Consider the following 24689-nt stretch of genomic DNA (forward strand, 5'->3'; position numbering starts at 1 on the left):
CGCTGAGCATTCGCTCTGCGCCGTTCCGTCGATGATCCGGGCAGGACAAGCCAAGGCCAAGCCAGTCCTGCCCACCACCTGGCCTATCGATTCGATGCACTCCCTCTTTCCTGCGCGGCCGGCGCTGCTCGCCGCCCTGCTCCTCCTGGCAGCGTCGCTGCCGGCGTTTCCTGTCGCCGCACAGGAACGCGACGATACCCGCCGCATGCTCGACCAGAGCGTGGAGCGGCATGCGTTGCAGCGCGAACGCGAGCTGCTCAAGGACGAACTCGACGACGATGGGCCGCGTCCGACGCTGGACATCGAGGGCAAGTCCTACACCGTCGAGCGCAGCGCCAGCGACCTAGGCCGCGCGCTGTACCTGTCCATCCAGCAAAAGCGGTGGGACGCGGCGCAATGCTTCCTGGCCGAGTACCTGACCCTGGCCGACCACGACCCGCTGCTGCTGCACTACGCGCAGGGCGCACTGGCGCGGCGCGATGGCCGCTATGCGGACGCCGAGCGCCACTACCGTGCGCTGCTCGCGCTCAAGCCCGATTTCCTGCCCGGCCGCCTGGAGCTGGCCCGCGTGCTGTTCGAGGACCAGCAGGACCGCGAGGCGGGCGAGCTGTTCGACGCCATCGCCGCCGCCGTCGATGCCGGCGACCCCAGGACCGCCGGGGTGCGCAAGAGCGTGCAAGCGTTCCAGCGCGCGCTGGCCAGCCGCCGCGCATGGAGCGGCGCGTTCGCGTTCGGCCCGACCTGGAACGACAACCTCAACCGCAGCTCCGCCAGCCGCACCTGCCTGCTCGCCGACAGCAGCGGCTTCTGCTACATCGACCGGCAACTGCCGGCCGCGATCGGCGCCGGCGGGGTGGACTACGACGCCAGCCTCGACAAGCGCCTGCCGCTGCGCGGCCATCACGGCCTGTATCTGCGCTCGCTGCTGTTCGGCAACGGCTACCGCGGCCACAGCGCCTACAACGAACTGACCACGACCACCCAGGCCGGCTACAGCTACCGCAGCGGCCGCCATGGCATTTCGCTGGCGCCGTCGTTCGAGTACTACGCCTGGGGCAACGACGCGCTGTACGCGGCCTGGGGCGTGCACGGGGACTGGAACTGGACGCTGTCGCCCAGTTCGCTGCTGAAGCTGGAAGCCGACTACAAGGACATGCGCTACCGGCGCCAGGACTATGCGCGCAACTACGACGGCGGCCTGCGTTCGGCCTACGCCACCTATTTCCGCAGCCTGGGCCCGCGCTGGACCGTGTTCGGCGGCATCGATGTGGTGGCCAGCGATGCGCGGCAGGCCGCGAACGGCTACCTGCAGCGCGGCGCGCGGCTGGGTGCCTCGCTGCAATGGCCGGCCGGTTTCGTCGGCAGCGCGTTCGCCTCGTACCGGCGCCGCGACTACGACGCCTACAGCGCCGTGCTCGGCGCGCGCCGCCGCGACGACGAGCAGAACTACACCATCGTGCTGAAGGCGCCGCGCCTGGCCTTCGCCGGCTTCACGCCCCTGCTCATCCTGCGCCACAACCGCGTGCACAGCAACGTGGACTGGCTGTACGGCTACGACAAGAACGCGATCAGCCTGAAGCTGGAGCGGGTGTTCTGAGTCCGGATCGCCTGCCTCCGCCCCCGCCTGCCCACCCGCGCCCCTGCCCCACCGACCACGAGCCCGCGCCATGACCGAATGCTTCGCCGACACCACCACCCGCAGCCAGCGCCTGAAGGCCGCCACCCACGCAGCGCACGCGCGCCTGGACCAGCGCATCATGGCCGCGCAACCGTTCGCATCGCGCGCGAACTACGCGCGCTTCGTGCAGGTGCAGTACTGCTTCCACTGCGACATGGAGAACGTGTACCGCAATCCGGTGCTCGCCAGCGTGATCCCGGAACTGGCGCAGCGGCGGCGCCTGCCGCAGTTGCTGGCCGACCTGGCCGACCTGGGCGTCGCGGTCCCCGCCATGCGCCCGCTTCCGGCGCCGGACGGCCGCCGCTACGAAAAACAGGTCGACGCGCTGGGCTGGCTGTACGTGGCCGAAGGTTCCAACCTGGGCGCGGCGATCCTGGCCAAGCTGGCCGCCCGGCTGGGACTGCACGAGCAGTTCGGTGCGCGCCACCTCGCCGGCCACCCGGACGGGCGCGCGCGGCATTGGCGCCAGTTCACCGCCGCGCTCGACAGCGTGCCGCTGGATCCTGCGCAGGAGCAGGCCGTGGTCGCTGCGGCGTGCGCCGCGTTCGATCGCGTCTACGCCCATGTCGATACCTATCTCCCGGCCGGCGCGCAATGAGCGCGTGCGCGCAGGAGGTGCGGCGATGTCGCTGAGCCGCGGCGCGTGGTGCTGCCTGGGCCTGCTGATGCTGGCGCTGGGCCTGATCGGCGCGTTGCTGCCGGTGATGCCGACCACGATCTTCCTGATCCTGGCGGCATGGTGCTTCTCGCACTCCTCGCCGCGCCTGGAGGCATGGCTGCTGCAGCATCCCCGCTACGGCGCCGCGTTGCGGCTGTGGCGCGAACAGGGTGCGATCACGCGCCGCGGCAAGTGCTTCGCCGGTGCCGGCATGGGCGTGGGCTACGTGCTGTTCTGCTGCGGCGCGCATCCGGGCTGGAAGCTGGCGCTGGGCGTGGGCCTGTTCTTCGCCGGCAGCGCCGCCTACGTGCTGTCGCGTCCGGCGCCGCGCCGCGCCGCCGATGCACCGGGAGCGCGGTGATGCCGGGCAAGATCCGCGCGCAGCGTCGCCGTCGGCAGGTGCGGCGCGCCGATCCGTGGTCGGCGCTGCTGCGCGGCGCCGGATTGAACGTCACCTCCGCGCGCCTGGCGGCGGTGCGGCTGGCGCCGCAAGTGCTCGGCGCGCACGGCCAGCTGACGCCGCAGCACCTGCATGCCGCCGCGCGCGACGCCGGCTACGCGATCTCGGCATCGGCCTGGTACCGGGTGCTGGCCTGCCTGCAATCGGCCGGCCTGCTGCCGGACGCGCCGCATGCCCAGGCCATGACGCAAACGCACACCCCCGCCCCCCGTTCCGACCTGCTGGATGACGACCATGCATGCTGACATCGCCCCGCCCCCCGTGCTGCCACCCGACCTGGGGCCCTGGCAGATGTTTCTGCACGCCGACCTGGTGGTGCAGGCGGTGATGGTCGGCCTGGCCATCGCCTCGGTCGCCACCTGGACGGTGCTGGTGGCCAAGAGCTGGGAGTTGGCGCGGCTCGGGCGGGCGCTGCAGGCCGCGCGCACGGCGCTGGCGCAAGCGCAGGACCTGGCCGATGCCGAGCGCCGCCCGCCGCTGGCGGCGCCCGCGGCGCAGCTGTTGCTGCGCGAAGCCCGCGCCGAACTGCAGCACTCCAGCGGCCTGCAGGACATGGCCGGGATCAAGGAACGGCTGGCCTCGCGCCTGGAACGGATCGAACTGGGCCATGCGCGACAGCTGCGCAAGGGTACCGGCCTGCTCGCCACGATCGGCGCCACCGCGCCGTTCGTGGGCCTGTTCGGCACCGTGTGGGGCATCATGAACAGCTTCGTCGGCATCGCCCGCGCCAACACCACCACCCTGGCGGTGGTCGCGCCCGGCATCGCCGAGGCCTTGCTCGCCACCGCGCTGGGCCTGGTCGCCGCGATCCCGGCGGTGGTGATCTACAACCATTTCGCGCGCACCCTGGGCGGCTTGCGCCAGCAGCTGGGCGACCTGTCGGCCGGCGTGCAGCAGTTGGTGTCGCGCGACCTGGATCGTCAGCGGGCGTCCGGGCCCGCTGCGCAAGGCGCGCCCATGGCCGGCACGGCCTGAGGACACCGGCATGGCGATCCGCAGCAACCGAGACGACGACGAGGATGCGCTGGACGAGCACCACGCGATCAACGTCACCCCGCTGATCGACGTGATGCTGGTGCTGCTGATCGTCTTCATGGTCGCCGCGCCGCTGGCCACGGTGCAGGTGCCGGTGGAATTGCCCGCCAGCACCGCGGCGCCGCAGCTCAGGGACCGCGACCCGGTCTACCTGACCCTGCGCAAGGACCTGAGCCTGCGCCTCGGCGACACACCGATCGAGCGCGCTGCGCTGCAGCCGGCGCTGGACCGGCTGACCCGCGGCGACCGCACGCAGCGCATCTTCCTGCGCGCCGACCGCGCGGTGGCCTACGGCGAGCTGATGCGGACCATGGACGCGCTGCGCGACGCGGGCTACCTGAAGGTCGCGCTGGTCGGGCTGGAGCCGGCCGGCCGATGAGCGCAGGACCGCGGACGCTGCGGCGCTGGCTGCTCAGCCTCGGCGGCGTACTGGCGGCGCATGCGGCGCTCGTCGCCGCGCTGCTGTGCTGGCCGCCGCGCGAACGGCCGCCGCCGCCCGCCGCTCCGGCGCAGGCGCTCATGCTGGAGCTGGCGCCGGCCCCGACCGCGCCGGCGGCGCCACCGACCGATGTGCCGCCGGGCCCGCCGCAGCCCGAGCAACGCCAGGCCCCGCGCGTGCGCGCGCCGCAGCCGGCGCCGCCGCAACCGCCGCCGCAACCGCTGCATGCCGACCTGGAAGAAGCGCAGCCGTCGACGCCTGCGCAAGACCCACCGCAAGCGTCCAGCGCGGCGCAGGCCAGCGCCCCGCCCAGCGTGGCGGCGGCGCCAGCCAGCCGCTATGCCGCGGCGCAGTCGCTGTCCGGCGCGGCGCAACAGCGGCGCGCCACCTGGCAGGCGCAGGTGCTGGGGCATCTGCAGCGCTACAAGCGCTACCCGCGGCCGGCGCAACGGCGCCGGCAGGAAGGGGTGGTGCAGGTACAGTTCGCGGTGGATCGGCGCGGCCATGCCAGCGCGATCCACATCGTCCAGGGCAGCGGCCATGACGCGCTGGACAGCGAGACGCTGGCGACGGTGCAGCGGGCCAGCCCGTTGCCGGCGCCGCCGCCGGAGATCGAAGGCGACCCGGTGCAGGTGGTGGTGCCGGTGGACTTCTTCCTGCGCGAACGCTGACGCGGCCGCGCCACGCTACGCGCGCCAGGTCCAAGCGCGCGGAGCGCTATTCCAGGTTCTGCACCTGCTCGCGGATCTGGTCGATCAGCACCTTCAGTTCCACCGCCGCGTTGGAGGTGCGGCTGTCCACCGACTTGGAGCCCAGGGTGTTGGCCTCGCGGTTGAATTCCTGCAACAGGAAATCCAGGCGCCGGCCGGCCGGCTCGGGCTGGCGCAGCACGCGGCGGATCTCCTTGATGTGGCTGTCGAGCCGGTCCAGTTCCTCGTCCACATCGAGTTTCTGCAGCCACAGCACCAGTTCCTGCTCGGCGCGGCCCTGATCGACCGGATGCGGCAGGTCCGCCAGGCGCGCGGCCAGCTTGGCGCGCTGGCCCTCGCGGATGGCCGGGATCAGCTGCTTCACCTCGGCGGCGACACGCTCGACCGCATCGACCCGCTCGACGATGGCCGCGGCCAGCTTGCCGCCCTCGCGCTCGCGCGCGGCGACGAACTCGGCCACCACCGCGTCCAGCAGCTCCAGCGCCTGCGCCTGCAGCGCGGCCGGATCGACCGCCTGGCCCTGCAGCACGCCGGGCAGTTGCAGCAGGTCGGCGAACTGCACCTGCAGTTGCGGGAAGCGCGCGCCGAGCCGCTGCGCGAGCACCGCCAGCTGTTCGACCAGCGGCTCGTTCACCGCTAGCGCCTGCGCGGCGTCGGGCGCGCGCAGGCGCAGCATCAGGTCCAGCTTGCCGCGGCTGACGCGGGCGGCCAGGCGCTCGCGCAGTTGCGGCTCCAGCGCGCGCAGCTCTTCCGGCAGGCGCACGCCCACTTCCAGGAAACGGTGGTTGACCGAGCGCAGTTCGCAGCCCAGCGTGCCCCAGGGAGTGATGCGCTCGGCGCCGGCGAAGGCGGTCATGCTGCGGATCATGTGGTGTTCCGGTGCGTGCAAAGCGCGAATGGTAACCTAGCGCCTCTCAGCTCCCACGGCCCGGCCCGCTGCCGCGCCCGGCCCTCACGACACCTCCGGATCGATCCCCATGTCCTTTTCCCGTCCCAGTGGCCGCACGGCCGATCAGCTGCGCCCGGTGCGCATCGAACGCGCCTTCACCCGCCACGCCGAAGGCTCGGTGCTGGTCAGCTTCGGCGACACCCGCGTGCTGTGCACCGCCAGCGTGGAGAACCGGGTGCCGGGCTTCCTGCGCGGCAAGGGCGAAGGCTGGGTCACCGCCGAATACGGCATGCTGCCGCGCGCCACCCATTCGCGCTCCGACCGCGAGGCCGCGCGCGGCAAGCAGGGCGGGCGCACGCTGGAAATCCAGCGCCTGATCGGCCGCGCGCTGCGCGCCTGCGTGGACCGCAATGCGCTCGGCGAGCGCACCATCACCCTGGACTGCGACGTGCTGCAGGCCGACGGCGGCACCCGCACCGCGGCCATCACCGGCGCCTACGTGGCGCTGATGGACGCGGTGAACTGGCTGCAGAAGCGCGGCGACCTGAAGAAGCCGGTGGTGCTCGGCGCGGTCGCCGCGGTCTCGGTCGGCGTCTACCGCGGCACGCCGGTGCTGGATCTGGACTACGCCGAGGACAGCGACTGCGACACCGACATGAACGTGGTGATGAACGACGGTGGCGGCTTCATCGAAATCCAGGGCACCGCCGAAGGCCACGCGTTCCGTCGCGACGAACTGGATGCGCTGCTGGCGCTGGCCGAAACCGGCATCGGCCAACTGCTTGCCGCCCAGCGCGAGGCGCTGGCCCGGTGAAGCGACGGATCGCGCTGACCACGCTGGTCGTGGCCGACTACGACGCGGCGATCGCCTGGTACACCGGCAAGCTCGGCTTCGTCCTGCTGCAGGACGTGGCGCTCGGCGACGGCAAGCGCTGGGTGGTGGTCGGCCCGGGCGGCAGCGACGATGCCGCGCTGCTGCTGGCCGAACCCGGCGACGCCGCCCAGCGCGCGCGGATCGGCGACCAGACCGGCGGGCGCGTGGACCACTTCCTGTACACCGACGATTTCGCCCGCGACCACGCCGCGATGCTGGCGCAGGGCGTGGAGTTCCTCGAATCCCCGCGCGCGGAACCCTATGGCACGGTCGCGGTGTTCCGCGACCTGTACGGCACCAAGTGGGACCTGCTGGAACCCAAACGATGAAGAAACTGGTCCTGGCCAGCAGCAATGCCGGCAAACTCGAAGAACTGCATGCGCTGCTCGACGGCGCCGGCATCGACCTGGTCGCGCAGTCCACGCTCGGCGTGCGCGATGCCGACGAGACCGGCCTGACCTTCGTCGAGAACGCGCTGCTGAAGGCGCGCCACGCCGCCCAGGTCACCGGCCTGCCGGCGCTGGCCGACGACTCGGGCATCTGTGTGGACGCGCTGCGCGGCGCGCCGGGGCTGTACTCGGCGCGCTACGCCGGCGAACACGGCAATGCCGCGGCCAACATCGACAAGCTGCTGCATGCACTGCGCGACGTCCCCGACGCGCAGCGCACCGCGCATTTCTATTGCGTGCTGGTGCTGCTGCGGCATGCCGAAGACCCGCAACCGCTGCTGGTGGAAGGCAGCTGGCGCGGGCGCATCCTGCACGCGCGCGCCGGCGACGGCGGCCACGGCTACGATCCGGTGTTCTTCGATCCGGACCACGGCCAGAGCGCGGCGCAGATGCCGCTGGCGCTGAAGAACCGGATCAGCCACCGCGGCCATGCGCTGGCGCTGCTGCGCAGGCAACTGGCGCACTGGGACACCTGAGGGAGACGCCGATGTTCGTCACGATCTGGGAATACGAGGTGGCCGAAGGCCAGGCACAGGCATTCGAGACGCTGTACGCCGCCGATGGCGCCTGGGCCGCACTGTTCGCCGAATACCCGGGCTACCTGGGCACCGAACTGCTGCGCGCGCAGGCACCGGGCGCCTACCTGACCATCGACCGCTGGCGCGACGAAGCCGACTACACCCACTGCCTGGCGTACGGCCGCGAGCGTTACGCGCAGCTCGACCGGCTCGGCGATGCGCTGACCACTGCCGAGCGCTGCGTGGGCTACTGGGGCCTGTTAACGCGATCGGGATAGGCCACGTTGCCGTGTCCGGTGCCCAGGCGGTCGCGCACGGCGCCGCGGCAGGCTGGCCGCCTGTCCAAGCCGTGCGCGGCCGCCTGGGCGCCGGACACGGCAACCCGGAGGGCCGCGCTTAGGCGCGCACGGTGCCGCGTCATCACTCGGTCTCTTATCGACATAAGCTCTCTCGTTCTTCCTTGCCCCGCACGCGCCTAAGCGCGGCGTGGCCTATCCCGATCGCGTTAACAGGCCCCGCACCGCACCATGCTGATCCCGCCCCCGCTGTCGCTGTACGTGCACCTGCCCTGGTGCGTGCGCAAATGCCCGTACTGCGATTTCAACTCGCATGCGGCCAAGGGCGCGCTGCCGTTCGACGACTACGTGGACGCGCTGATCCGCGACCTGGACCAGGACCTGCCGCTGGTCTGGGGCCGCACCGTCCAGACCGTGTTCTTCGGCGGCGGCACCCCCAGCCTGTTTCCGGCCGAGGCGATCGACCGTTTCCTGCAAGCGGCCAGCGCGCGCCTGCGCTTCGCGCCGAACCTGGAGATCACCCTGGAGACCAACCCGGGCACCGCCGAGCATGGTCGCTTCGACCGCTATCTGGCGGCCGGGGTCAACCGGCTCAGCTTCGGCATCCAGAGCTTCGACGACGCCGCGCTGCAGCGCCTGGGCCGGATCCACGACAGCGCCGACGCCGAGCGCGCGGTGAAGCTGGCGCAGGACGCCGGCTACGCCAACCTCAACCTGGACCTGATGTACGCGCTGCCGCAGCAGACCCTGGCCGGGGCGGAGAGCGACATCGCGCGCGCGCTGGCGCTGCAGCCCACCCACATCAGCCACTACCAGCTGACCCTGGAACCGAACACGGTGTTCGCCGCGCGCCCGCCGCAGGGCATTCCCGAGGACGACGACGCCTGGGACATGCAGGAGCGCTGCCAGGCGCTGCTGGCCGCGGCCGGCTACGCCCAGTACGAAGTCAGCGCCTACGCCCGCGACGGCTACCAGTGCGCGCACAACCTCAACTACTGGAAGTTCGGCGACTACCTGGGCATCGGCGCCGGCGCCCACGGCAAGATCAGCTCCGGCGCCGAGCAGAGCATCCTGCGCCGCTGGAAGACCAAGCATCCGCAGGCGTTCCTGGCCGCCGCCGGCACCCCGGCGGCGATCGGCGGCGACGACTGGATCGGCGCCGAGCGGCGCCCGTTCGAGTACATGCTCAATACGCTGCGCCTGAACCAGGGGTTCGCGCTGCGCGACTTCGCCGTGCGCACCGGCCTGGCGCCGGAGACGATCGCCCCGGCGCTGGCCCAGGCGCAGGCGCGGGGCTGGTTGCAGGTGGAATCCGGGCATGCGCTGCCGACCGAACTGGGACGGCGCTTCACCAACGACGTGGTCGCCCTGTTCATGCTCTGAACGCTGCGCCAGGCCGCCGCCAACATGGTTGCGCCGCCAGAAACGTGTTACATACCGGACCCGGAAATCAAACGGCGATCACAGGATGTCATTGTCTGCCATTCCGTCGGCAAACCCGGCGACGCTCGCCAGCGCCGCCCTGCCCACGCGCGTGCGCGACATCCTGGAGGCGCTGAAGGCCTTGCTGTGGCAATCGCTGGAGGCGCCGTTGCAGTCGACCCTGAGCGAGCTGGAGCGCGAGCTGTTCGACCAGGCCGAACGCGCGCGCAACAGCCAGCTGCAGGAGGACATCTACCAGGAACTGCAAGGCCTGCGGGCTCGCCGCGAGCGCTTCGCGCCGTTCTACAAGGCGCAGCTGGAAGCGGCCCTGGCCACGCTGCGGCTGCCGCTCGCCCCGGTCGGCCTGCTGCGCCAGGACAAGGCCAGCGCGGCGATGCAGATGCTGACCCTGGTCGCCGACGTGGACATCGACCGCGACATCGTCCTGCACGACATCGCCCGGCGCGAGGCGGCGCGGGCCAGCACCCCGCTGCAACTGCTCGGCCAGCGTTTCGGCGTGCTCGCCGCGCGGCCGGCGTTCGAAGCCGAACATACGCCGCTGGGGCCGCACCTGCTGTGCCGGATCCTGCGCGAGGCCGGCGAGGAATTGCGGCTGGGGCTGGACGCGCAGCTGACCCTGTACCGCGCCTTCGAGCGCCAGGTGCTGGTCCGCTACGGCGAGATCGTGGAACGCGCCAACGTGCTGCTGGCGCACGCCGGCGTGCTGCCCGGCCTGGTCTACCTGCCCTACGTGGCGCGGCCGACGACCGCAGCACCCGCCGCGGCCGCCGGCAACCGCGGCGCGGCACGCCCTTCCTCCGCCACGCGCCCGGCCACCAGTTGGTCCGGACAGGCGGCACCCGGCGGCTGGTCCGGCCCGGGCCCCGGCGCCGCTGGCGGCGAAGCGGCCCTGCCGAGCGCAGCGCCCCCGCTTCCGCCGCCGATCGCGGCCACCCCCGGGACGGCAGCAAGCCCCGCGCCGGCCGCGCCCGGCAACGCACCGACCGACCTGGCCACGCTGCGCCAGCTGCTCGCCGCCGCGCGCGACCGTGCGACGGCGCCCGCCGCGCGGATGGCGCCGGCCGGGACCACCGGCACCGCTCCCGCAGACGCCGCGCACGCTGCCGCAGCGACAGCGATGCCTGCGTCGTCCGGCAACGTCCCGATGCCGGCGCCGCGCGCCGCCGCCACGGCCAGCGCCCCCGGCGTGCCCACCGCATCGCTGCTGCAGGCCCTGGGCGAACTGCAGGCGCAGCCGCCAGCGCACAGCACCCTGGCCGGCCTGCGCGGACGTCGCCAGGTGCGCGACGTGCAGGCGGCGCTGCTGGCCACACTGCGCACCGAACATGGTCCGCAGGCGGCGCTGGCACCGCAGGATGCCGACACCTTCGACCTGCTCGGCCTGCTGTATGCGGAGATCGAACGCGAAGTGCGCAGCGACGCGCCGGCCGCCGCTCTGCTGGAGCGCCTGCAGGTTCCGCTGGTGCGCGCCGCGCTGCAGGACAGCGCGTTCTTCGTGCGCAGCCAGCATCCGGCGCGCGAGCTGCTCAATGCGGTCGCCGAGTCCGGCGCCACCTGGCTCAGCGAAGAGGACACCGATCCGCAGCTGCTGCTGAAATTGAACCAGACGGTCGACCGGGTAGTCGAGGAATACGAAGGCGACGAACAGGTCTTCGAGCAGGCCCACCAGGACATCCAGGCGCAGTACCGCGCGCTGGCGCACAAGGCCGAGATCGCCGAGCGCCGCCACATCGAGGCCGCGCGCGGCAAGGAACGGCTGGAGGTGGCCAAGGAATTGGCCAGCGCCACGCTGGAAGCGCTGTGCCGGACCTGGCAGCCGCCCAAGTTCGTGCAGGCGCTGCTGAACCAGGCCTGGTCCGATGTGCTGACCCTGACCCTGCTGCGCCAGGGCGAGGACTCCGACGCCTGGCGCGAGCGCCAGCAGCTGAGCCAATGCATCGCCGAGGTCACCTGCCGCGCCAGCGGTGGCGAACCCGACCCGGAGCTGGCCAGCGAAGTGCGCAGCGCCCTGCTGCAGGTCGGCTACCACCAGGACGAAGCCGAAGCGATCGCGCGGCGCCTGTCCACTCCGGGCGGCGGCGACACGCTGACCTCGCGCACCGAACTCAGCGCCAAGTTGAAGGCGCGCACGCGCCTCGGCGACCAGGGCGAGGATGGCGAGCGGCCGCTGCTGGCGCCGCGCAACGACGCCGAGCAAGCGGCCTACACGCGGCTGCGCAGCCTGCCGTTCGGCACCTGGTTCGAATTCGTGACCAACCAGCAGGGCGACCTGAAACGGCAGCGGCTGTCCTGGTACAGCCCGATCACCGACCGCGCCCTGTTCGTCAACCAGCGCGGCCACAAGACCGCCGAGTATTCGCTGGATGCGCTGTCGCGGCTGCTGGCGCAGAGCCAGGCGCGGATCGTCACCGAGGACCGCGCGCGCCTGATCGACCGCGCCTGGCACGCCACCGTGCGCGCGCTGCGCACCCTGGCCGGCGCGCCGGTCCCCGCCGACACCCTGGAGGACGCATGATCGCCGAAGCCCGCCGTTCGCCGCGCCGCCAGGTCCCGGACATGGTGCCGGTGCTGGACATGATGGAAGACGCCGTGGTCGGCCGGCTCGGCAACCTCTCCGAGAGCGGCATGCTGCTGCTGGCGTCGGCGCCGCTGCACGACGACGCGCTGTACCAGTTGCGCTTCGCGCTGCCGCAACTCGGCCGCGACGTGCAGATCGACGTCGGCGTGCACCTGCTGTGGAGCGAACGCGCGCAGGCGCCGGGCCAGGCCTGGGCCGGCTTCCGCTTCCTGACCATCTCGCCGGCGCATCGCGACCTGCTGCGGCAATGGATCAAGTCCGGGCCGGCCGGGTAGGCATCGCTGGCGCCCCCTGTAGGAGCGGCTTCAGCCGCGACAGGCCTTACCGATGGATCCTGTCGCGGCTGAAGCCGCTCCTACAGGTTCCTCCATCGCCGGGAAGAAGATCCGGCCGGCCTGGCGACGGCTGTCGCTTCCCGGCTACGCCTGGGCATGGCCGCATGCCACGCGTGGGCACGCGGTGCGTCACCACGCTCGCGCCGTTTGCGGCAAACTTGGCATCCAATTTTCCGCATCGCCGAACGAGTCGCCATGAGCCAGCAAGACCCCAGCGCCCTGTACGCCGCGCACCTGCGCACGCTGGCGCAACGCGCCGACACCGCGCTGGCGCGCGGCGGCTTCGACCATCTGCTCGTGCCCAGCGGCAGCCTGCACTACCAGCTGTTCGACGATCGCGACTATCCGTATGCGGTGAACCCGCAGTTCAAGGCCTGGCTGCCGCTGACCCGGGTGCCGAACAGCTGGCTGGTATACACCCCGGGACGCCGCCCGCAGCTGATCTTCCACCAGCCGCGCGACTACTGGCACGTGGTGCCGGCGGCGCCGAACGGCTGGTGGGTCGAGCATTGCGACATCCACGTGATCCGCACCCCGGAAGACGCGCTGGCGCTGCTGCCGGGACCGGCCGCGCGCTGCGCGATCCTCGGCGAAGCGCAGAGCGCGCTGGGCGACTACGTGCCGAACAATCCGGACGCGGTGGTGCAGTACCTGGAATACCACCGCGCCTACAAGACCGCCTACGAACTGGCGCTCATGCGTCAGGCGCAGCACCTGGCGGTACGCGGCCACCGCGCCGCCGAAGCCGCGTTCCGCGACGGCCGCAGCGAGTTCGAGATCCACATGACGTATTGCAGCGCGGTCGGCCAGGACGCCAACGAACTGCCGTACGGGAACATCATTGCGCTGAACGAGCACGGCGCGGTACTGCACTACACCGAACTGGAGCGGCAGGCGCCGGCGCAGCGGCGCAGTTTCCTGATCGATGCCGGCGCCTCCGCGCACGGCTACGCCAGCGACATCACCCGCAGCTATGCCGCCGACACCGGCAGCGAGTTCCAGGCGCTGATCGACGCGGTCGACGCCGCGCAGATCCGCATGGGCCAGGGCGTGCGCGCCGGCGTGGACTACAAGCAGTTGCACCTCGACGCGCACCTGGCGCTGATGGGCGTGCTCAAGGACTTCGGCGTGATCACCGTATCGCCGGAAGCCGCGCTGGCCACCGGCGTCAGCGCCGCGTTCTTCCCGCACGGCCTCGGCCACCCGATCGGCCTGCAGGTGCACGACGTGGCCGGCTTCGCCGCCAGCGACCGCGGCGGCCGCATCGAGCGCCCCGCCGGCCATCCCTATCTGCGCATGACCCGCGTGCTCGAACCGGGCATGGTGGTGACGATCGAACCGGGCGTGTACTTCATCGACATGCTGCTCGACGAGGTCAGGAAGAGCGGCCATGCCGCCAGCGTGGACTGGAACCGGGTCGAGCAGTTCAAGCCCTACGGCGGCATCCGCATCGAAGACGAAGTGGCGTGCACCGAGGGCGAACCGGAGAACCTGACCCGGCCGGCGTTCGCGGCAGCCGCCTGACCACGGCCGACGCGCCGTCGCGGATGCGCTCGGGCCAGCATGCTTATCCCCCATGCACGCGCGGCTGCATCGCCGGGCCGCGCCGGGGCCGTCTTGAAGTCGCTCGGCGGCGCCGCGCTCACTTCCCGGTCAGCGCGTAAGGACCGCGGTTGAAACTCATCGGCATCAGGTCGTAGCGCCGTTGCCCGGCCTGCGCAGGATAGGGCGCGGTCTTGAAATCGTGCGCAAGCGCTTCGAGTCCGCGCGCCGCGTTCGGCGAGGGCAGCGCCTCGACCACCAGGGCCGACTCGGGGCGTCCGCCCTGCGGATCGCCACGCAGCAAGAACAGGCTCAGCGCAGGCGTCACCGGCAGATCCATCGGGCTGTCGAGGACGGTCTTGCGTCGCTGGTTCTCGGCGCGCGCGGCCAGTCCACTGTCCTCTCCTGTCGACTGCGCCTGCAGGGCATCGATCTGCGCGAACAGCATCCGGTCCAGCACGCCGCCCCACTGTCCGCGGAATTCGTTGAACCAGGCGAGTCCGAGCGCGTCGCGGTCGCCCGCCGGCATCGCCGCATAGCAACGCTCCAGCAGATAGGCGTGGTAAGCGGTATCGCGATTGCGCTGGCTGGGACGCAGCGTGCGGCCTTCGATCGCGCGGGCGCGGGTGGTGAACTCGCGATCCAATGCCACCCAGCCCTGCGCCCATTGCAGTGCCGGCTTGGCACGGCCTGCCGACAACTCCAGTTCCGCCAGCGACGCCAGCGCCAACAGCGGGCAACGCGGCATGCCCAGGCACCGCTCCAGCCAATAGCGCGCGGTATCCGGCTCGCGCGGCACCAGATGCGCCGGATGCGCCTCGCCATTGCGGTACAGCACGCCGAGCACGTAGGCCGACATGCCGTCGCCCCTGCCGGCCAGCGCGACCAACTGCGCCAGCATCTGCTCGCGCGCCGCAGGCGCCGAGCGCGCCGACAACAAGGTCTGCAGATCTTCGAGCGCCAGCGTCGGCACCGCTGACGGCACTGGCGCCGAGGCGGCAGCGGCAGGCGATGGTGGCGCCGCCGCGTCCTGGGCAACCGCCTCAGCAGCGGCAGCAAGGCACAGCGCTGCCGCAAGCACTGCCTGCATCCATTTCTTCATGCCTGCCCCCTCCCCCCGGAAGCAAGCTACTGTGCGCAACCCGCGTGACGTACGCAAGCGCGGCGTCAATCACCGGCCATCAAGCCTTCGATCTCTTCGGCGCTGCGCTCCAGCGCGGCGGTCAGCACGCGGTGGCCGTCGTCGGTGATCAGCACGTCGTCTTCGGTACGGATGCCGATGCCGCGCCAGCGCGGCTCCACCTGCTTGTCGTCGGCGGCGATGTACAGCCCCGGTTCGATGGTGAAGACCATGCCCGGCTCGAGCAGACGCGAGGCGCCGGCCAGCTTGTAGTCGCCGACGTCGTGCACGTCCAGGCCGAGCCAGTGCCCGGTCTTGTGCCGGTAGAAACGCCGGTAGTCGCCATCGGCCAGGTTCCGCTCCAGCGTGCCCTTGAGCAGGCCCAGCCGCAGCAAGCCTTCGGTGAGGGTCTGCACCGCCGCCAGGTGCCCGGCCTCGTAGGCCACGCCCGGCCGCGCCTGCGCCAGCGCAGCCGCATGCGCCGCACCGACCAGATCGTGCAGCGCGCGCTGCTCGGCGCTGAAGCGGCCGCTCACCGGGAAGGTGCGGGTGATGTCGGCGGCGTAGCCGCGGTACTCGGCGCCGGCGTCGACCAGCACCAGTTCGCCGTCGCGCAGGCGCGCGGCGTTGGCGCGGTAGTGCAGCACGCAGGCGTTGGCGCCGCTGCCGACGATGCTGCCGTACGCCGGCCAGGCGTCGCCGGCGCGGAACTCGCGCTCGATCTCGGCCTGCACCTGGTATTCGTGGATGCCCGGCCGCGCCAGCCGCATCGCCGCGCGATGCGCGGCCACGCTGAGGTCGGCGGCGACCTGCATCAGCGCGATCTCGTCGCGCGACTTGAACAGGCGCTGCTCGTGCAGCAGGTGGCCCAGTTCCAGGAACTCGTGCGGCGGCTGCGCGCCATGCCGCACCTGCTCGCGCACCCGATTGACCCAGCCGATCAGCTTGAGGTCGAAATCGACATCGCGGCCGAAGTGGTAGTACACCCGCGAGCGGTCTTCCAGCAGGCCCGGCAGGATCTCGTCGAGATCCTCGATCGGGTACGCATCGTCCATGCCGTAGCGTTCCACCGCGCCTTCCTGGCCTTCGCGCGGGCCGTCCCAGGCCTCGCGCTCGGGATCGCGCTCGCGGCAGAACAGCAGCGCCTCGCCGTGCTTGCGGCCCGGCACCAGCACCAGCACCGCCTCCGGCTCGGGGAAACCGCACAGGTACCAGAAATCCGAATCCTGCCGGTACGGATAGTGCGTGTCGTGGCTACGGACCCGCTCCGGCGCGCTGGGCAGCACCAGGATGGCGTGGTCGCCGGCCATGTCCATCAGGTGTTTGCGCCGACGCGCGTATTCGCCCGCGCCGATGCCGGTGAGTCGCTTCATCGCGTCAGTTCAGGCGTTGCCGATGGCGCGGGCCGAGCACGCAGTCGCTGTGCAGCAGCAGCGCGGCCACGCGCACGAATTCCTCGATCTCGGCCAGCGCGTCCTCGTCCTCGTCGGCGCTGTCGAAATCGTCGGTGCTGGCCTGGGCCAGCCGCGCCAGATCCTGCAGCGACTCTTCGCCTTCTTCCGACAACGGCGGCTTGGCGCCGGCGGCCAGGCCGAACCCGCCGAGGAAGCCGCGGCACCAGTCGAACAGGGCGTCGGCGCGCTCGGACAGCGGCGCGCCGGCATCGGCCAGGACCAGGTCGAAGGCGAAATCGCGGTCCTCCAGTTGCGCGGCGGTGGCCTCGCGCAAGCGGTCCAGCACGTCGCCGCGGCGCGGCGTGGCGATGCCGGCATCGGCCAGCACCGCGGCCGGCCACGCCGCCAGGTCGGCGCCGCCGCCGGCCAGCCAGCCGCACAACGCGCCGTGGAGTTCGGCCGCCGACGCGGCCAGGCCCAGTTGCTGGCTGGCTTGGGTGACGTCGTCGGCGCTAGGAAGTTCGATCATGGACGCAAGGCCTGTTGTGCGCTCGCCACGGAGAGTCGGGGCCAGCGGCGGAGCGGGACTGCGCAGTGTAGCAATCCGCATGTGTCGCGCTGCTTGTGAAGGCTTCCGGCGGGCGCCTACACTCCACCACCCCCTTTCCTGACCGAAGCCCTCTTCCCGCCATGTCGATCGAGCACGTCGCTGCGGGAATTGCCGGCCATGCCGGAACGGATTGGCGCTGGGGTTGGGCCGCCGCAGCGGCGATCCTGGCGGTGGCCGCGCTGGTTTCCGCGCTGCAGGCGCTGCACTGGCGGCGGCGCATGCAGCAACAGCAGCAACGCCAGCAGCAGCTGCAACAGCGCGACCGCCATCTGAAGCTGGCGCTGTGGGCCTCCGGCGAGCACTTCTGGGATTACGACCTGCAGCAGCGCAAGCTGCGCCGCATGCGCGCCGACGAGGCGGCGCCGCATGCGCAGGAGATCACCATGGTGATCCGCGAGGACGATCCGCTGCGCATCCACCCCGACGACGTGCCGCAGGCCGAGCGCGCGCTGCGCGAACACCTGCAGGGCCTGACCCCGGTCTACGTGGCCGAGTACCGGGTGGACCTGGCCGGCGACGGCGTGTGGCTGTGGGCGCGGGTGCGCGGCCGCGTGGTCGACTACGACGCCGCCGGCAAGCCGCGCCGGCTCGCCGGCACCGCACGCGACATCACCTCGCACCGCCAGGCCGACCTGGAACGGCGCATCGCCAGCGAAGTGCTGCGCAGCATGAGCGAGGCGGTCGCGGTGCTGGACGAAGACTTGCGCTTCATCTCGGTCAACCCGGCCTTCACCCGCATCACCGGCTACAGCGAACGCGAGGTGCTCGGCCAGCCGATGACCCTGCTCGACCATGCGCCCGACGTGCCCGCCGCGCCGCCGCTCGAGCGCGGCCGGTCCTGGCGCGGCGATGCCTGGAAGCGGCGCAAGGACGGCCTGGAAATCCTCTGCCACGTGCGCCGCAACACGGTCGTCGACGCCGACGGCCGGCACAGCTTCCACGTGGTGGTGCTGGAAGACATCACCGACCAGAAGCGCGCCGAGCAGGAACTGCGCTACCTGGCCAACTACGACACGCTGACCAGCCTGCCCAACCGCGCGCTGCTGTCCGAGCGGCTGGCGCGCGCGATCGTGCGTGCGCGGCGCCAGGGCAGTTCGGTGGCGGTGCTGTTCCTGGACCTGGACCGGTTCAAGGACATCAACGATTCGCTCGGCCATGCGGTCGGCGACCGGGTGCTGCGCGCGGTCGCCGAACGCCTGCAGCAGGCGGTGGGCCCGCAGCACACGGTCGCGCGCCTGGCCGGCGACGAGTTCACCGTGGTGGTGGAGGACATCGCCGATCAGGCCGAGGCCGAAGCCGTCGCCACGCGCGTGCTGGCCGCGTTCGATGCGCCGCTGCAACTGGAGGATCGCCGCGAAGTGGCGATCTCCTCGTCGATCGGCATCTCGCTGTTCCCGCAGCACGCGTTGCTGCCCAGCGAACTGCTCAAGCATGCCGACACCGCGATGTACCAGGCCAAGGCCGCCGGGCGCCGCAACGTGCAGGTCTATTCGGCGCGCATGGACGAGGCCACCCGCCACCGCGCCACGCTGGCCAGCAGCCTGCGCAAGATCCCGTTCGACCAGGAGCTGAAGCTGGTCTACCAGCCGCGCTATTCGCTGCGCGAGCAGCGCGTGGTCGGCGTGGAAGCGCTGCTGCGCTGGCACAGCGCCGATTTCGGCACGGTCTCGCCGAGCCAGTTCATCCCCCTGGCCGAAGAAACCGGGCTGATCCTGGAGATCGGCGAATGGGTGCTGCGCCAGGCCTGCAGCACGCTGCGCGAATGGCGCCAGCTGGGCCTGACCGACTTGTGCATGTCGGTCAACGTCTCGGCGATCCAGCTCGAGCGCGGCGACCTGCCGGCGTTGATGGCGCGGATCCTGGCCGAGACCGGGGTCCCGGCCAGCAACGTCGAGCTGGAACTCACCGAAAGCGTGGTGATGTCGCAGGTCGGCAAGAACGCCGCCACCCTGCACGCCTGCCGCGCCCTGGGCCTGGCCCTGGCGATCGACGACTTCGGCACCGGCTATTCGTCGCTGGCCTACCTGAAGCGCTTGCCGATCAACACCTTGAAGATCGACCAGGAATTCATCGGCGACCTGACCCGCGATCCGGACGACGAGGCGATCACCAGCACCATCATCGCGATGGGCCACTCGCTGACCCTGAAAGTGGTCGCCGAAGGCGTGGAGCTGCCCGGCCAGCTGGCCTTCCTGCGCCAGCACGGCTGCGACGAGATCCAGGGCCATCTGGTCGCGCCGGCACTGGAACCGGACGCCTGCCTGCAGTTGCTGCGGCAGCCGCTGCTGCTGCCCGCCTGAGCGGCGGCCGTCGCGCCGTCCGCCGGCGTCTTGACCGCCGCTCGGGCGCATGCCTATCGTGGGCGCCATGGACAGCCCCGACGCCCTCGCCCAGCTTCGCACCCTCGCCACACGCGTGGAAACGCTGGTCGAGCGCTGCCAGCGCCTCGCCGACGAGAACCGCAGCCTGCGCCAGCAGCAGGAGCAGTTGATCGGCGAGCGCTCGCAGCTGCTGACCAAGAACGAGCAGGCGCGCTCGCGGGTCGAGGCGATGATCACCCGGCTCAAGTCGCTGGAGCAGCACACGTGAGCGAACCGGTCAGCGTCCGCATCCTGGACCGCGAATACACCGTCGGCGTCGAGGCCGAAGAACGCGACAGCCTGCTCGCCGCCGCGCGCCTGCTCGACGCGAAGATGCGCGAGGTGCGCGGCAGCAACCGCATGGCCGCGGTCGACCGGGTCGCGGTGCTGGCCGCCTTGAACCTGGCGCACGAGCTGCAGCAACTGCGCGACGAGCAGGCCCGGCGCGATCATGAGATGGCGCGCACGCTCGCCGATCTCAATCGCCGACTCGACGGCGTGGTCGATACGGCGCGTTGATACACGCCTCGCATTTCGATCATCAACGTGAATTGCGCCGTACCGCGCGACCGACGAACGGACTAGCCAAGCGCGGCGACGGCGCTATACTTCGCTTGCGTTCTCTGCTGTAAACGACAGCGTGTGCAAACATTCGCCTTGTCCCTTAATTACGACCACGGGATGGCGACGGAATCGGGTGTGCAGGTCCGCCTTGTAGCGGGAAGCCCGATGGTTCCCCAGCTATCCCACTTGAACCCCGGGTTCAAGGTCGTTTCGCACGCATCGTCATGGCGGAGAATGCAATATCCCGGAAACGGCGCCGCAAGGCGCCGTTTCCTTTTGTGCGTCCGGCATGCGCCACGCCCGACGCCCATCGCCTCGGCGCCGTCGCTGGCGTCCCCGCACCGACCAGCCGCCCGCGCAAGCCTGGGATACTGTCGCGCCCTTCCAGGAGACGCCGCATGCCCTCGCTCGCCCAGATCATCGACCGCTTCGACCCGAACGCCGGGTTCGACGTGCCTGCCAGCTGGTTGCAGGGACGCACCGCCTTCGGTGGCCTGTCCGCGGCGCTGGCGCTGCAGACCGCGCTGCGCGCGGCGCCGTCCGCGCTGCCGCCGCTGAAGTCGGCGCATATCTGGTTCGTCGGCCCCACAGACGCCACCCTGCGTTTCCAGGCGCAGCCGTTGCGCCAGGGCAAGTCCGCCACCTCGATCGCGGTCGATTGCCTGGCCGGCGCGCAGGTCGCGCTGCGCGCGGCGCTGCTGTTCGCGCAGCCGCGTCCCAGCCGCATCGCCCACGACTTCATGCCTGCGCGGCCCGCGGTGTGCGGGCCCGACGCCGCAACGCCGATCGCCGCCAGCGCGATCACTCCGGCGTTCGCCGCCAACTTCGAGATGCGCCTGGCCGGCGGCGCGCTGCCGGTGTCCGCCGCGGCCAGCCCGGAGCTGATGGTCTGGGTGCGCCATCGCGACAGCGCGGGCGTGGATCCGAGCCTGGCCCTGGTCGCGCTCGGCGACAGCCTGCCGCCGGCGGCGATGGCCTGCTTCACCGAACCGGCGCCGGTCAGCTCGATGACCTGGACCCTGGATTTCCCGCAGCCGGCCGCGGCAGGCGACTGGTTCCTGCTGCGTTCGGCCAGCCAGCACGCCGCCGACGGCTACTCGCTGCAGGACATGCAGATCTGGGACGAAGCCGGGCAGCTGGTGCTGTCGGGCCGGCAGACGGTGGCGATCTACGCCTGATGCGGCGACGACGGCAACGCCCTAGCCAGTCCACGCGCCGGCACCGACAATAGCGCCATCCCTTCCCGCGCCTGCCCGATGACTCCCGACGACCGCGACCTCCTGCGCCAGCAACTGCGCGCGCGCCGCCGCGCGCTCCCCGCCGCCGCGCGCCTGGCCGCCGCCGACGCGCTGGCGCTGCGCTTGCTGGACCTGCCGTTCGCGCCGCAGCACGGCCACGTCGCCGGCTATTGGGCGATGGACGGGGAGATCGCGCTGCACCGCTGGCAATTGAGCCTGCCGGCCGGCGTGCAGTACTGCCTGCCGGTGCTCAGCGGCAAGACCCTGCGTTTCGCGCCGTGGCGCCCGGGGCAGCCGCTGACCGCCAACCGCTACGGCATTCCCGAACCCGATGTCGCCGCCGAGGCGACGCTGGCGCCCGAGCAGATGGCGCTGGTGGTGGCACCGCTGGTCGGCTTCGACGCCGGCGGCGGACGCCTGGGCATGGGGGGCGGCTGGTATGATCGCAGCTTCGCATTTCGCCAGCGGCAAGCGCCTCCGCCCTGGCTGGTCGGCGCCGCCTTCGCTGCGCAGCAGGTCGACGCGCTGTCCGTCGCCGCCTGGGACGTGGCGCTGGATGCGGTCTGCACCGACTCCCACACCCTCCTGACCGCGACCGATCTCCCCGCATGACCGCACGCAAGCGCTACTGGCTGATGAAATCCGAACCGGACGCCTTCTCGATCGACGACCTGCAGCGGGTCGGCAGCGAACCCTGGAACGGGGTGCGCAACTACCAGGCGCGCAACTTCATGCGCGACGGCATGAAGGTCGGCGACGGCATCCTGTTCTATCACTCCAACTGCAAGGTGCCCGGCATCGTCGGCACCGCCACGGTGGCCAGCGACGCGTATCCGGACGTCACCCAGTTCGATCCCACCTCCGACTACCACGACCCCAAGGCCACCCGCGAACAGCCGCGCTGGTATCTGGTGGACGTCGCCTTCGAGCGCAAGCTCGCGCGCACCATCGCGCTGGACGAGATCAAGCAGCACGCCGACGCGCTCGGCGAAGGCTTCCCGCTGACCGCGCGCGGCAACCGCCTGTCGGTGTTCCCGGTCAGCGCCGCGCAGTGGAAGCTGCTGTTGGCGCTCGAGTAGCCGGGATTGGGGATTGGGCATTGGGGATTCGTCCCTGCCCGGCCCCGCCTGCCGCTTTGACGAATCCCCAATCCCCAATCACGAATCCCGAGCCCCCCATGTCCGAAAGCAAACGCCTGGCCGCCGAAAAAGCCATCGAATACGTCGAAGACGGAATGATCGTCGGCGTCGGCACCGGCTCCACCGTGGCCTACTTCATCGACGCGCTGGGCCGCATCGGCCATCGCATCAAGGGCGCGGTGTCCAGCTCCGAGCAGAGCACCGCGCGCCTGCGCCAGCACGGCATCGAGGTGCTGGAGCTGAACCACACCGGCAACCTGTCGCTGTACGTGGACGGCGCCGACGAGTGCGATCCGAACCGTTGCCTGATCAAGGGCGGCGGCGCCGCGCTGACCCGCGAGAAGATCATCGCCGAGGCCAGCGAGCGCTTCGTCTGCATCATCGACCCGAGCAAGCAGGTGCAGACGCTGGGCGCGTTCCCGCTGCCGATCGAGGTGATCCCGATGGCGCGCAGCCTGGTCGCGCGCGAGATCCTGGCGCGCACCGGCGGCCAGCCGGTCTGGCGCGACGGCGTGGTCACCGACAACGGCAACGTGGTGCTCGACGTGCACCACCTCAGCATCACCGATCCGGTGGCGCTGGAGCGCGAACTGAACCAGATCCCCGGCGTGGTCTGCGTCGGCCTGTTCGCGCGCCGCCCGGCCGACGTGGTGATCGTCGGTGGGGAGCCGCCGCGCGTCCTGTAGGACGCGCGCGGGATTCGGGATTCGGGATTGGGGATTCGTAAAAGCCAAAACCTCCCTCCGGCCTCCGAATCCGCTGTTGCGAATCCCCAATCCCGAATCCCCACTCCCGGCTCTCTTGACTCGCCACCCACCATGCAACAAGGTGCGCGCTGATCCCACCTTCCCCGGCAACGCCATGTCCCTGTTCCGCGCCCTGTTCGTCCTCGTCCTGCTGACCCTCAGCGGCTGCGCCAGCGCCGGCGGCCATTGGGTGGAACTGGCCGGACACCGTTACCAGGTCGAGCTGGCCCAGGACGATGCGACCCGCGCGCGCGGGCTGATGTTCCGCGACCAGATGGACGCCGACCACGGCATGCTGTTCATCCACGACCGCGAGGAACCGCAGGCGTACTGGATGAAGAACACCAAGATCGCGCTGGACATCCTGTACTTCGACACCCAGCGCAAGCTGGTGGCGCAGCAGCGCGACGTGCCGCCGTGCTCGGCCGGCAACGCCTGCCCGCCCTATCCCAGCAACGCGCCGGCGCGCTACGTGCTGGAACTCAATGCCGGCCAGGCCGCGCAACTCAAGCTGCAGGACGGCGCCGAACTGAGCTTCGGCCCGGGCATCCCCACCGCCCGCTGAGCCGCGCCGGCGTCGGAAAAAGCGCCGCCGCTGTGGCGCTGAACCCGACACCGCTGTCGGGAACCCCCGGACTTGATCGCGTCGCACTTTGCAGCCAGTCTTGGGCCATGGTCGACCGACTGACATTGCCGAGCTGGAATACCCTGGCCGCGCTGGACGACGATGCGCTGCCGCTGCTGGCCACCGCGCTGCTGATCGCCCGCGACGAGTATCCGGAACTGGATGCCGAGCACTACGACACGCTGGCGCAGAACCACGCCGAGCACCTGCGCCACGAAGTGGCGATGATCGAGCCGTGGCCGCTGAAGATGGCCGCGATCAACCGCCACCTGTTCGAGGAACTCGGCTACAGCGGCAACCACGACGAGTACTACGACCCGCGCAACAGCTACATGAACGAGGTCTTCGAGCGCCGCCTGGGCAATCCGATCTCGCTGGCGCTGGTGCAGATGGAAGTGGCGCGGCGGCTGGACATCCCGCTCGACGGCGTGTCCTTCCCCGGACACTTCCTGGTGCGCCTGCCGGTGGACGACGGCCTGCTGGTGATGGACCCGTTCAACGGCGGCCGCCCGCTGGCGGTGGAAGAACTGCGCGAACGCGCGCGTCCGCACCTGGGCGGCGAGACCCCGGACGACCGTGCTCTGCTGCAGATCCTGGATCCGGCGCCGCACCGCGCGATCCTGACCCGGGTGCTGCGCAACCTGCACGGCGTCTACGCCGAACGCGACGAATGGGATCGCGCCGCGCGCAGCGCCGACCGCGTGCTCAAACTGATGCCCGACCAGCCCGAAGCCCTGCGCGACCGCGGCCTGGCCTACCTGCAGATGGACTACGTCCCCGGCGCGCGCCGCGACCTGGGCCGCTACCTGCAACTGAACCCGGAAGCCAACGACGTGCTGCCGATCCGCGAACGCCTGGTGGAACTTAGCGCGCGGGCGCAGCGAATGCATTGAGGGCCGGGATTTGGGATTCGGCATTGGGGATTCGCAAAAGCGGCCTCAGCGTCTACCCGATGATTCGCTGCGACCTGCAGTAGGGGTTTCAAGCCC

General features: G+C 71.1%; 28 protein-coding genes and 1 other RNA gene. 25 read left to right on the forward strand and 4 right to left on the reverse strand.

The features are described from left to right. Nucleotides 1-94 precede the first annotated feature (94 nt). From HDC36_RS10425 to HDC36_RS10455, 7 genes are all read left to right on the forward strand, one after another. A complete protein-coding gene (locus HDC36_RS10425; protein WP_179566936.1) occupies nucleotides 95-1597 on the forward strand; it encodes a porin family protein in 1503 nt (500 codons plus the stop codon). Nucleotides 1598-1667: 70 nt separating this feature from the next. Next, nucleotides 1668-2276, forward strand: coding sequence for a biliverdin-producing heme oxygenase (locus HDC36_RS10430; RefSeq protein ID WP_179566937.1), 609 nt, complete (start codon nucleotides 1668-1670; stop codon nucleotides 2274-2276). A 25-nt stretch (nucleotides 2277-2301) separates the two neighbouring features. Then, entirely contained in the window at nucleotides 2302-2697 is a 396-nt protein-coding gene (locus tag HDC36_RS10435; protein WP_179566939.1) for a YbaN family protein, read from the forward strand. After that, on the forward strand, nucleotides 2697-3041 hold the full coding sequence (locus tag HDC36_RS10440; RefSeq protein WP_179566941.1) for a hypothetical protein: 345 nt from the start codon (nucleotides 2697-2699) through the stop codon (nucleotides 3039-3041). Before HDC36_RS10435 ends, HDC36_RS10440 begins: the two co-directional genes overlap by 1 nt. Then, entirely contained in the window at nucleotides 3031-3771 is a 741-nt protein-coding gene (gene exbB / locus HDC36_RS10445) for a tonB-system energizer ExbB (protein WP_255432677.1), read from the forward strand. The genes HDC36_RS10440 and exbB overlap by 11 nt, the downstream gene beginning before the upstream one ends. Nucleotides 3772-3781: 10 nt before the next feature. Continuing rightward, nucleotides 3782-4210 (forward strand): TonB system transport protein ExbD, encoded by a 429-nt coding sequence (gene exbD / locus HDC36_RS10450; protein WP_179566945.1) that lies wholly within the window; start codon nucleotides 3782-3784, stop codon nucleotides 4208-4210. Beyond that, entirely contained in the window at nucleotides 4207-4941 is a 735-nt protein-coding gene (locus HDC36_RS10455) for an energy transducer TonB (protein ID WP_179566947.1), read from the forward strand. The genes exbD and HDC36_RS10455 overlap by 4 nt, the downstream gene beginning before the upstream one ends. Before the next feature lie 46 nt (nucleotides 4942-4987). Here HDC36_RS10455 and HDC36_RS10460 read toward each other — a convergent pair whose 3' ends face one another. Continuing rightward, the gene (locus HDC36_RS10460; RefSeq protein WP_179566949.1) at nucleotides 4988-5848 is read right to left on the reverse strand and encodes a YicC/YloC family endoribonuclease; all 861 of its coding nucleotides are present in this window, start codon (nucleotides 5846-5848) and stop codon (nucleotides 4988-4990) included. 109 nt (nucleotides 5849-5957) lie between these two features. Here HDC36_RS10460 and rph point away from each other — a divergent pair, with 109 nt between their 5' ends. The 8 genes from rph to pepQ all read left to right on the forward strand — a co-directional run bounded on the left by rph (nucleotide 5958) and on the right by pepQ (nucleotide 13886). Then, nucleotides 5958-6683, forward strand: a complete 726-nt coding sequence (gene rph / locus HDC36_RS10465; RefSeq protein ID WP_046981340.1) for a ribonuclease PH — start codon at nucleotides 5958-5960, stop codon at nucleotides 6681-6683. After that, nucleotides 6680-7072 (forward strand): VOC family protein, encoded by a 393-nt coding sequence (locus HDC36_RS10470; protein ID WP_179566951.1) that lies wholly within the window; start codon nucleotides 6680-6682, stop codon nucleotides 7070-7072. The genes rph and HDC36_RS10470 overlap by 4 nt, the downstream gene beginning before the upstream one ends. Further along, nucleotides 7069-7668 carry an RdgB/HAM1 family non-canonical purine NTP pyrophosphatase gene (rdgB, locus tag HDC36_RS10475; protein ID WP_179566953.1) on the forward strand — a complete coding sequence of 200 codons (600 nt, stop codon included), beginning with the start codon at nucleotides 7069-7071 and terminating at the stop codon, nucleotides 7666-7668. Before HDC36_RS10470 ends, rdgB begins: the two co-directional genes overlap by 4 nt. Nucleotides 7669-7679: 11 nt before the next feature. Further along, nucleotides 7680-7988 carry an antibiotic biosynthesis monooxygenase family protein gene (locus tag HDC36_RS10480; RefSeq protein ID WP_179566955.1) on the forward strand — a complete coding sequence of 103 codons (309 nt, stop codon included), beginning with the start codon at nucleotides 7680-7682 and terminating at the stop codon, nucleotides 7986-7988. A gap of 249 nt (nucleotides 7989-8237) precedes the next feature. Further along, complete coding sequence (gene hemW / locus HDC36_RS10485; RefSeq protein ID WP_179566957.1) at nucleotides 8238-9389, forward strand: radical SAM family heme chaperone HemW; 1152 nt, start codon at nucleotides 8238-8240, stop codon at nucleotides 9387-9389. A gap of 85 nt (nucleotides 9390-9474) precedes the next feature. Then, entirely contained in the window at nucleotides 9475-11964 is a 2490-nt protein-coding gene (locus tag HDC36_RS10490) for a DUF1631 domain-containing protein (RefSeq protein WP_179566959.1), read from the forward strand. Beyond that, the gene (locus HDC36_RS10495; RefSeq protein WP_179566961.1) at nucleotides 11961-12302 is read left to right on the forward strand and encodes a PilZ domain-containing protein; all 342 of its coding nucleotides are present in this window, start codon (nucleotides 11961-11963) and stop codon (nucleotides 12300-12302) included. The genes HDC36_RS10490 and HDC36_RS10495 overlap by 4 nt, the downstream gene beginning before the upstream one ends. Before the next feature lie 255 nt (nucleotides 12303-12557). Further along, nucleotides 12558-13886 carry a Xaa-Pro dipeptidase gene (pepQ, locus tag HDC36_RS10500; RefSeq protein WP_179566963.1) on the forward strand — a complete coding sequence of 443 codons (1329 nt, stop codon included), beginning with the start codon at nucleotides 12558-12560 and terminating at the stop codon, nucleotides 13884-13886. A gap of 118 nt (nucleotides 13887-14004) precedes the next feature. Here pepQ and HDC36_RS10505 read toward each other — a convergent pair whose 3' ends face one another. The 3 genes from HDC36_RS10505 to HDC36_RS10515 form a co-directional block, all read right to left on the reverse strand. Next, nucleotides 14005-15006 (reverse strand): hypothetical protein, encoded by a 1002-nt coding sequence (locus HDC36_RS10505; RefSeq protein ID WP_179566965.1) that lies wholly within the window; start codon nucleotides 15004-15006, stop codon nucleotides 14005-14007. Between the two features lie 65 nt (nucleotides 15007-15071). Further along, nucleotides 15072-16397, reverse strand: a complete 1326-nt coding sequence (locus HDC36_RS10510) for an aminopeptidase P N-terminal domain-containing protein (protein ID WP_179566967.1) — start codon at nucleotides 16395-16397, stop codon at nucleotides 15072-15074. A 4-nt stretch (nucleotides 16398-16401) separates the two neighbouring features. Then, nucleotides 16402-16947 carry a YecA family protein gene (locus HDC36_RS10515; protein ID WP_179566969.1) on the reverse strand — a complete coding sequence of 182 codons (546 nt, stop codon included), beginning with the start codon at nucleotides 16945-16947 and terminating at the stop codon, nucleotides 16402-16404. A 161-nt stretch (nucleotides 16948-17108) separates the two neighbouring features. Between HDC36_RS10515 and HDC36_RS10520 the strand changes: the two genes are divergently transcribed. The 10 genes from HDC36_RS10520 to HDC36_RS10565 all read left to right on the forward strand — a co-directional run bounded on the left by HDC36_RS10520 (nucleotide 17109) and on the right by HDC36_RS10565 (nucleotide 24593). Continuing rightward, entirely contained in the window at nucleotides 17109-19328 is a 2220-nt protein-coding gene (locus tag HDC36_RS10520) for a GGDEF domain-containing phosphodiesterase (protein ID WP_179566971.1), read from the forward strand. Nucleotides 19329-19395: 67 nt separating this feature from the next. Further along, nucleotides 19396-19617 (forward strand): TIGR02449 family protein, encoded by a 222-nt coding sequence (locus HDC36_RS10525; protein ID WP_179566973.1) that lies wholly within the window; start codon nucleotides 19396-19398, stop codon nucleotides 19615-19617. Beyond that, nucleotides 19614-19907 (forward strand): cell division protein ZapA, encoded by a 294-nt coding sequence (locus HDC36_RS10530; RefSeq protein WP_003471552.1) that lies wholly within the window; start codon nucleotides 19614-19616, stop codon nucleotides 19905-19907. Before HDC36_RS10525 ends, HDC36_RS10530 begins: the two co-directional genes overlap by 4 nt. A gap of 98 nt (nucleotides 19908-20005) precedes the next feature. Further along, nucleotides 20006-20190, forward strand: a non-coding RNA gene (gene ssrS / locus HDC36_RS10535) — 6S RNA. 160 nt (nucleotides 20191-20350) lie between these two features. After that, a complete protein-coding gene (locus HDC36_RS10540) occupies nucleotides 20351-21130 on the forward strand; it encodes a thioesterase family protein (protein ID WP_179566975.1) in 780 nt (259 codons plus the stop codon). Between the two features lie 78 nt (nucleotides 21131-21208). Then, nucleotides 21209-21802 (forward strand): 5-formyltetrahydrofolate cyclo-ligase, encoded by a 594-nt coding sequence (locus HDC36_RS10545; protein WP_179566977.1) that lies wholly within the window; start codon nucleotides 21209-21211, stop codon nucleotides 21800-21802. Next, on the forward strand, nucleotides 21799-22269 hold the full coding sequence (locus tag HDC36_RS10550; RefSeq protein WP_179566985.1) for an EVE domain-containing protein: 471 nt from the start codon (nucleotides 21799-21801) through the stop codon (nucleotides 22267-22269). Before HDC36_RS10545 ends, HDC36_RS10550 begins: the two co-directional genes overlap by 4 nt. A gap of 98 nt (nucleotides 22270-22367) precedes the next feature. Further along, entirely contained in the window at nucleotides 22368-23015 is a 648-nt protein-coding gene (gene rpiA, locus HDC36_RS10555) for a ribose-5-phosphate isomerase RpiA (protein WP_145702709.1), read from the forward strand. A gap of 175 nt (nucleotides 23016-23190) precedes the next feature. Further along, on the forward strand, nucleotides 23191-23640 hold the full coding sequence (locus HDC36_RS10560) for a DUF192 domain-containing protein (protein ID WP_179566987.1): 450 nt from the start codon (nucleotides 23191-23193) through the stop codon (nucleotides 23638-23640). Between the two features lie 107 nt (nucleotides 23641-23747). Further along, on the forward strand, nucleotides 23748-24593 hold the full coding sequence (locus HDC36_RS10565; RefSeq protein WP_179566988.1) for a SirB1 family protein: 846 nt from the start codon (nucleotides 23748-23750) through the stop codon (nucleotides 24591-24593). Nucleotides 24594-24689 lie beyond the last annotated feature (96 nt).

Source organism: Xanthomonas sp. JAI131 (genome assembly GCF_013410075.1).
GTDB lineage: Bacteria > Pseudomonadota > Gammaproteobacteria > Xanthomonadales > Xanthomonadaceae > Xanthomonas_A > Xanthomonas_A bonasiae.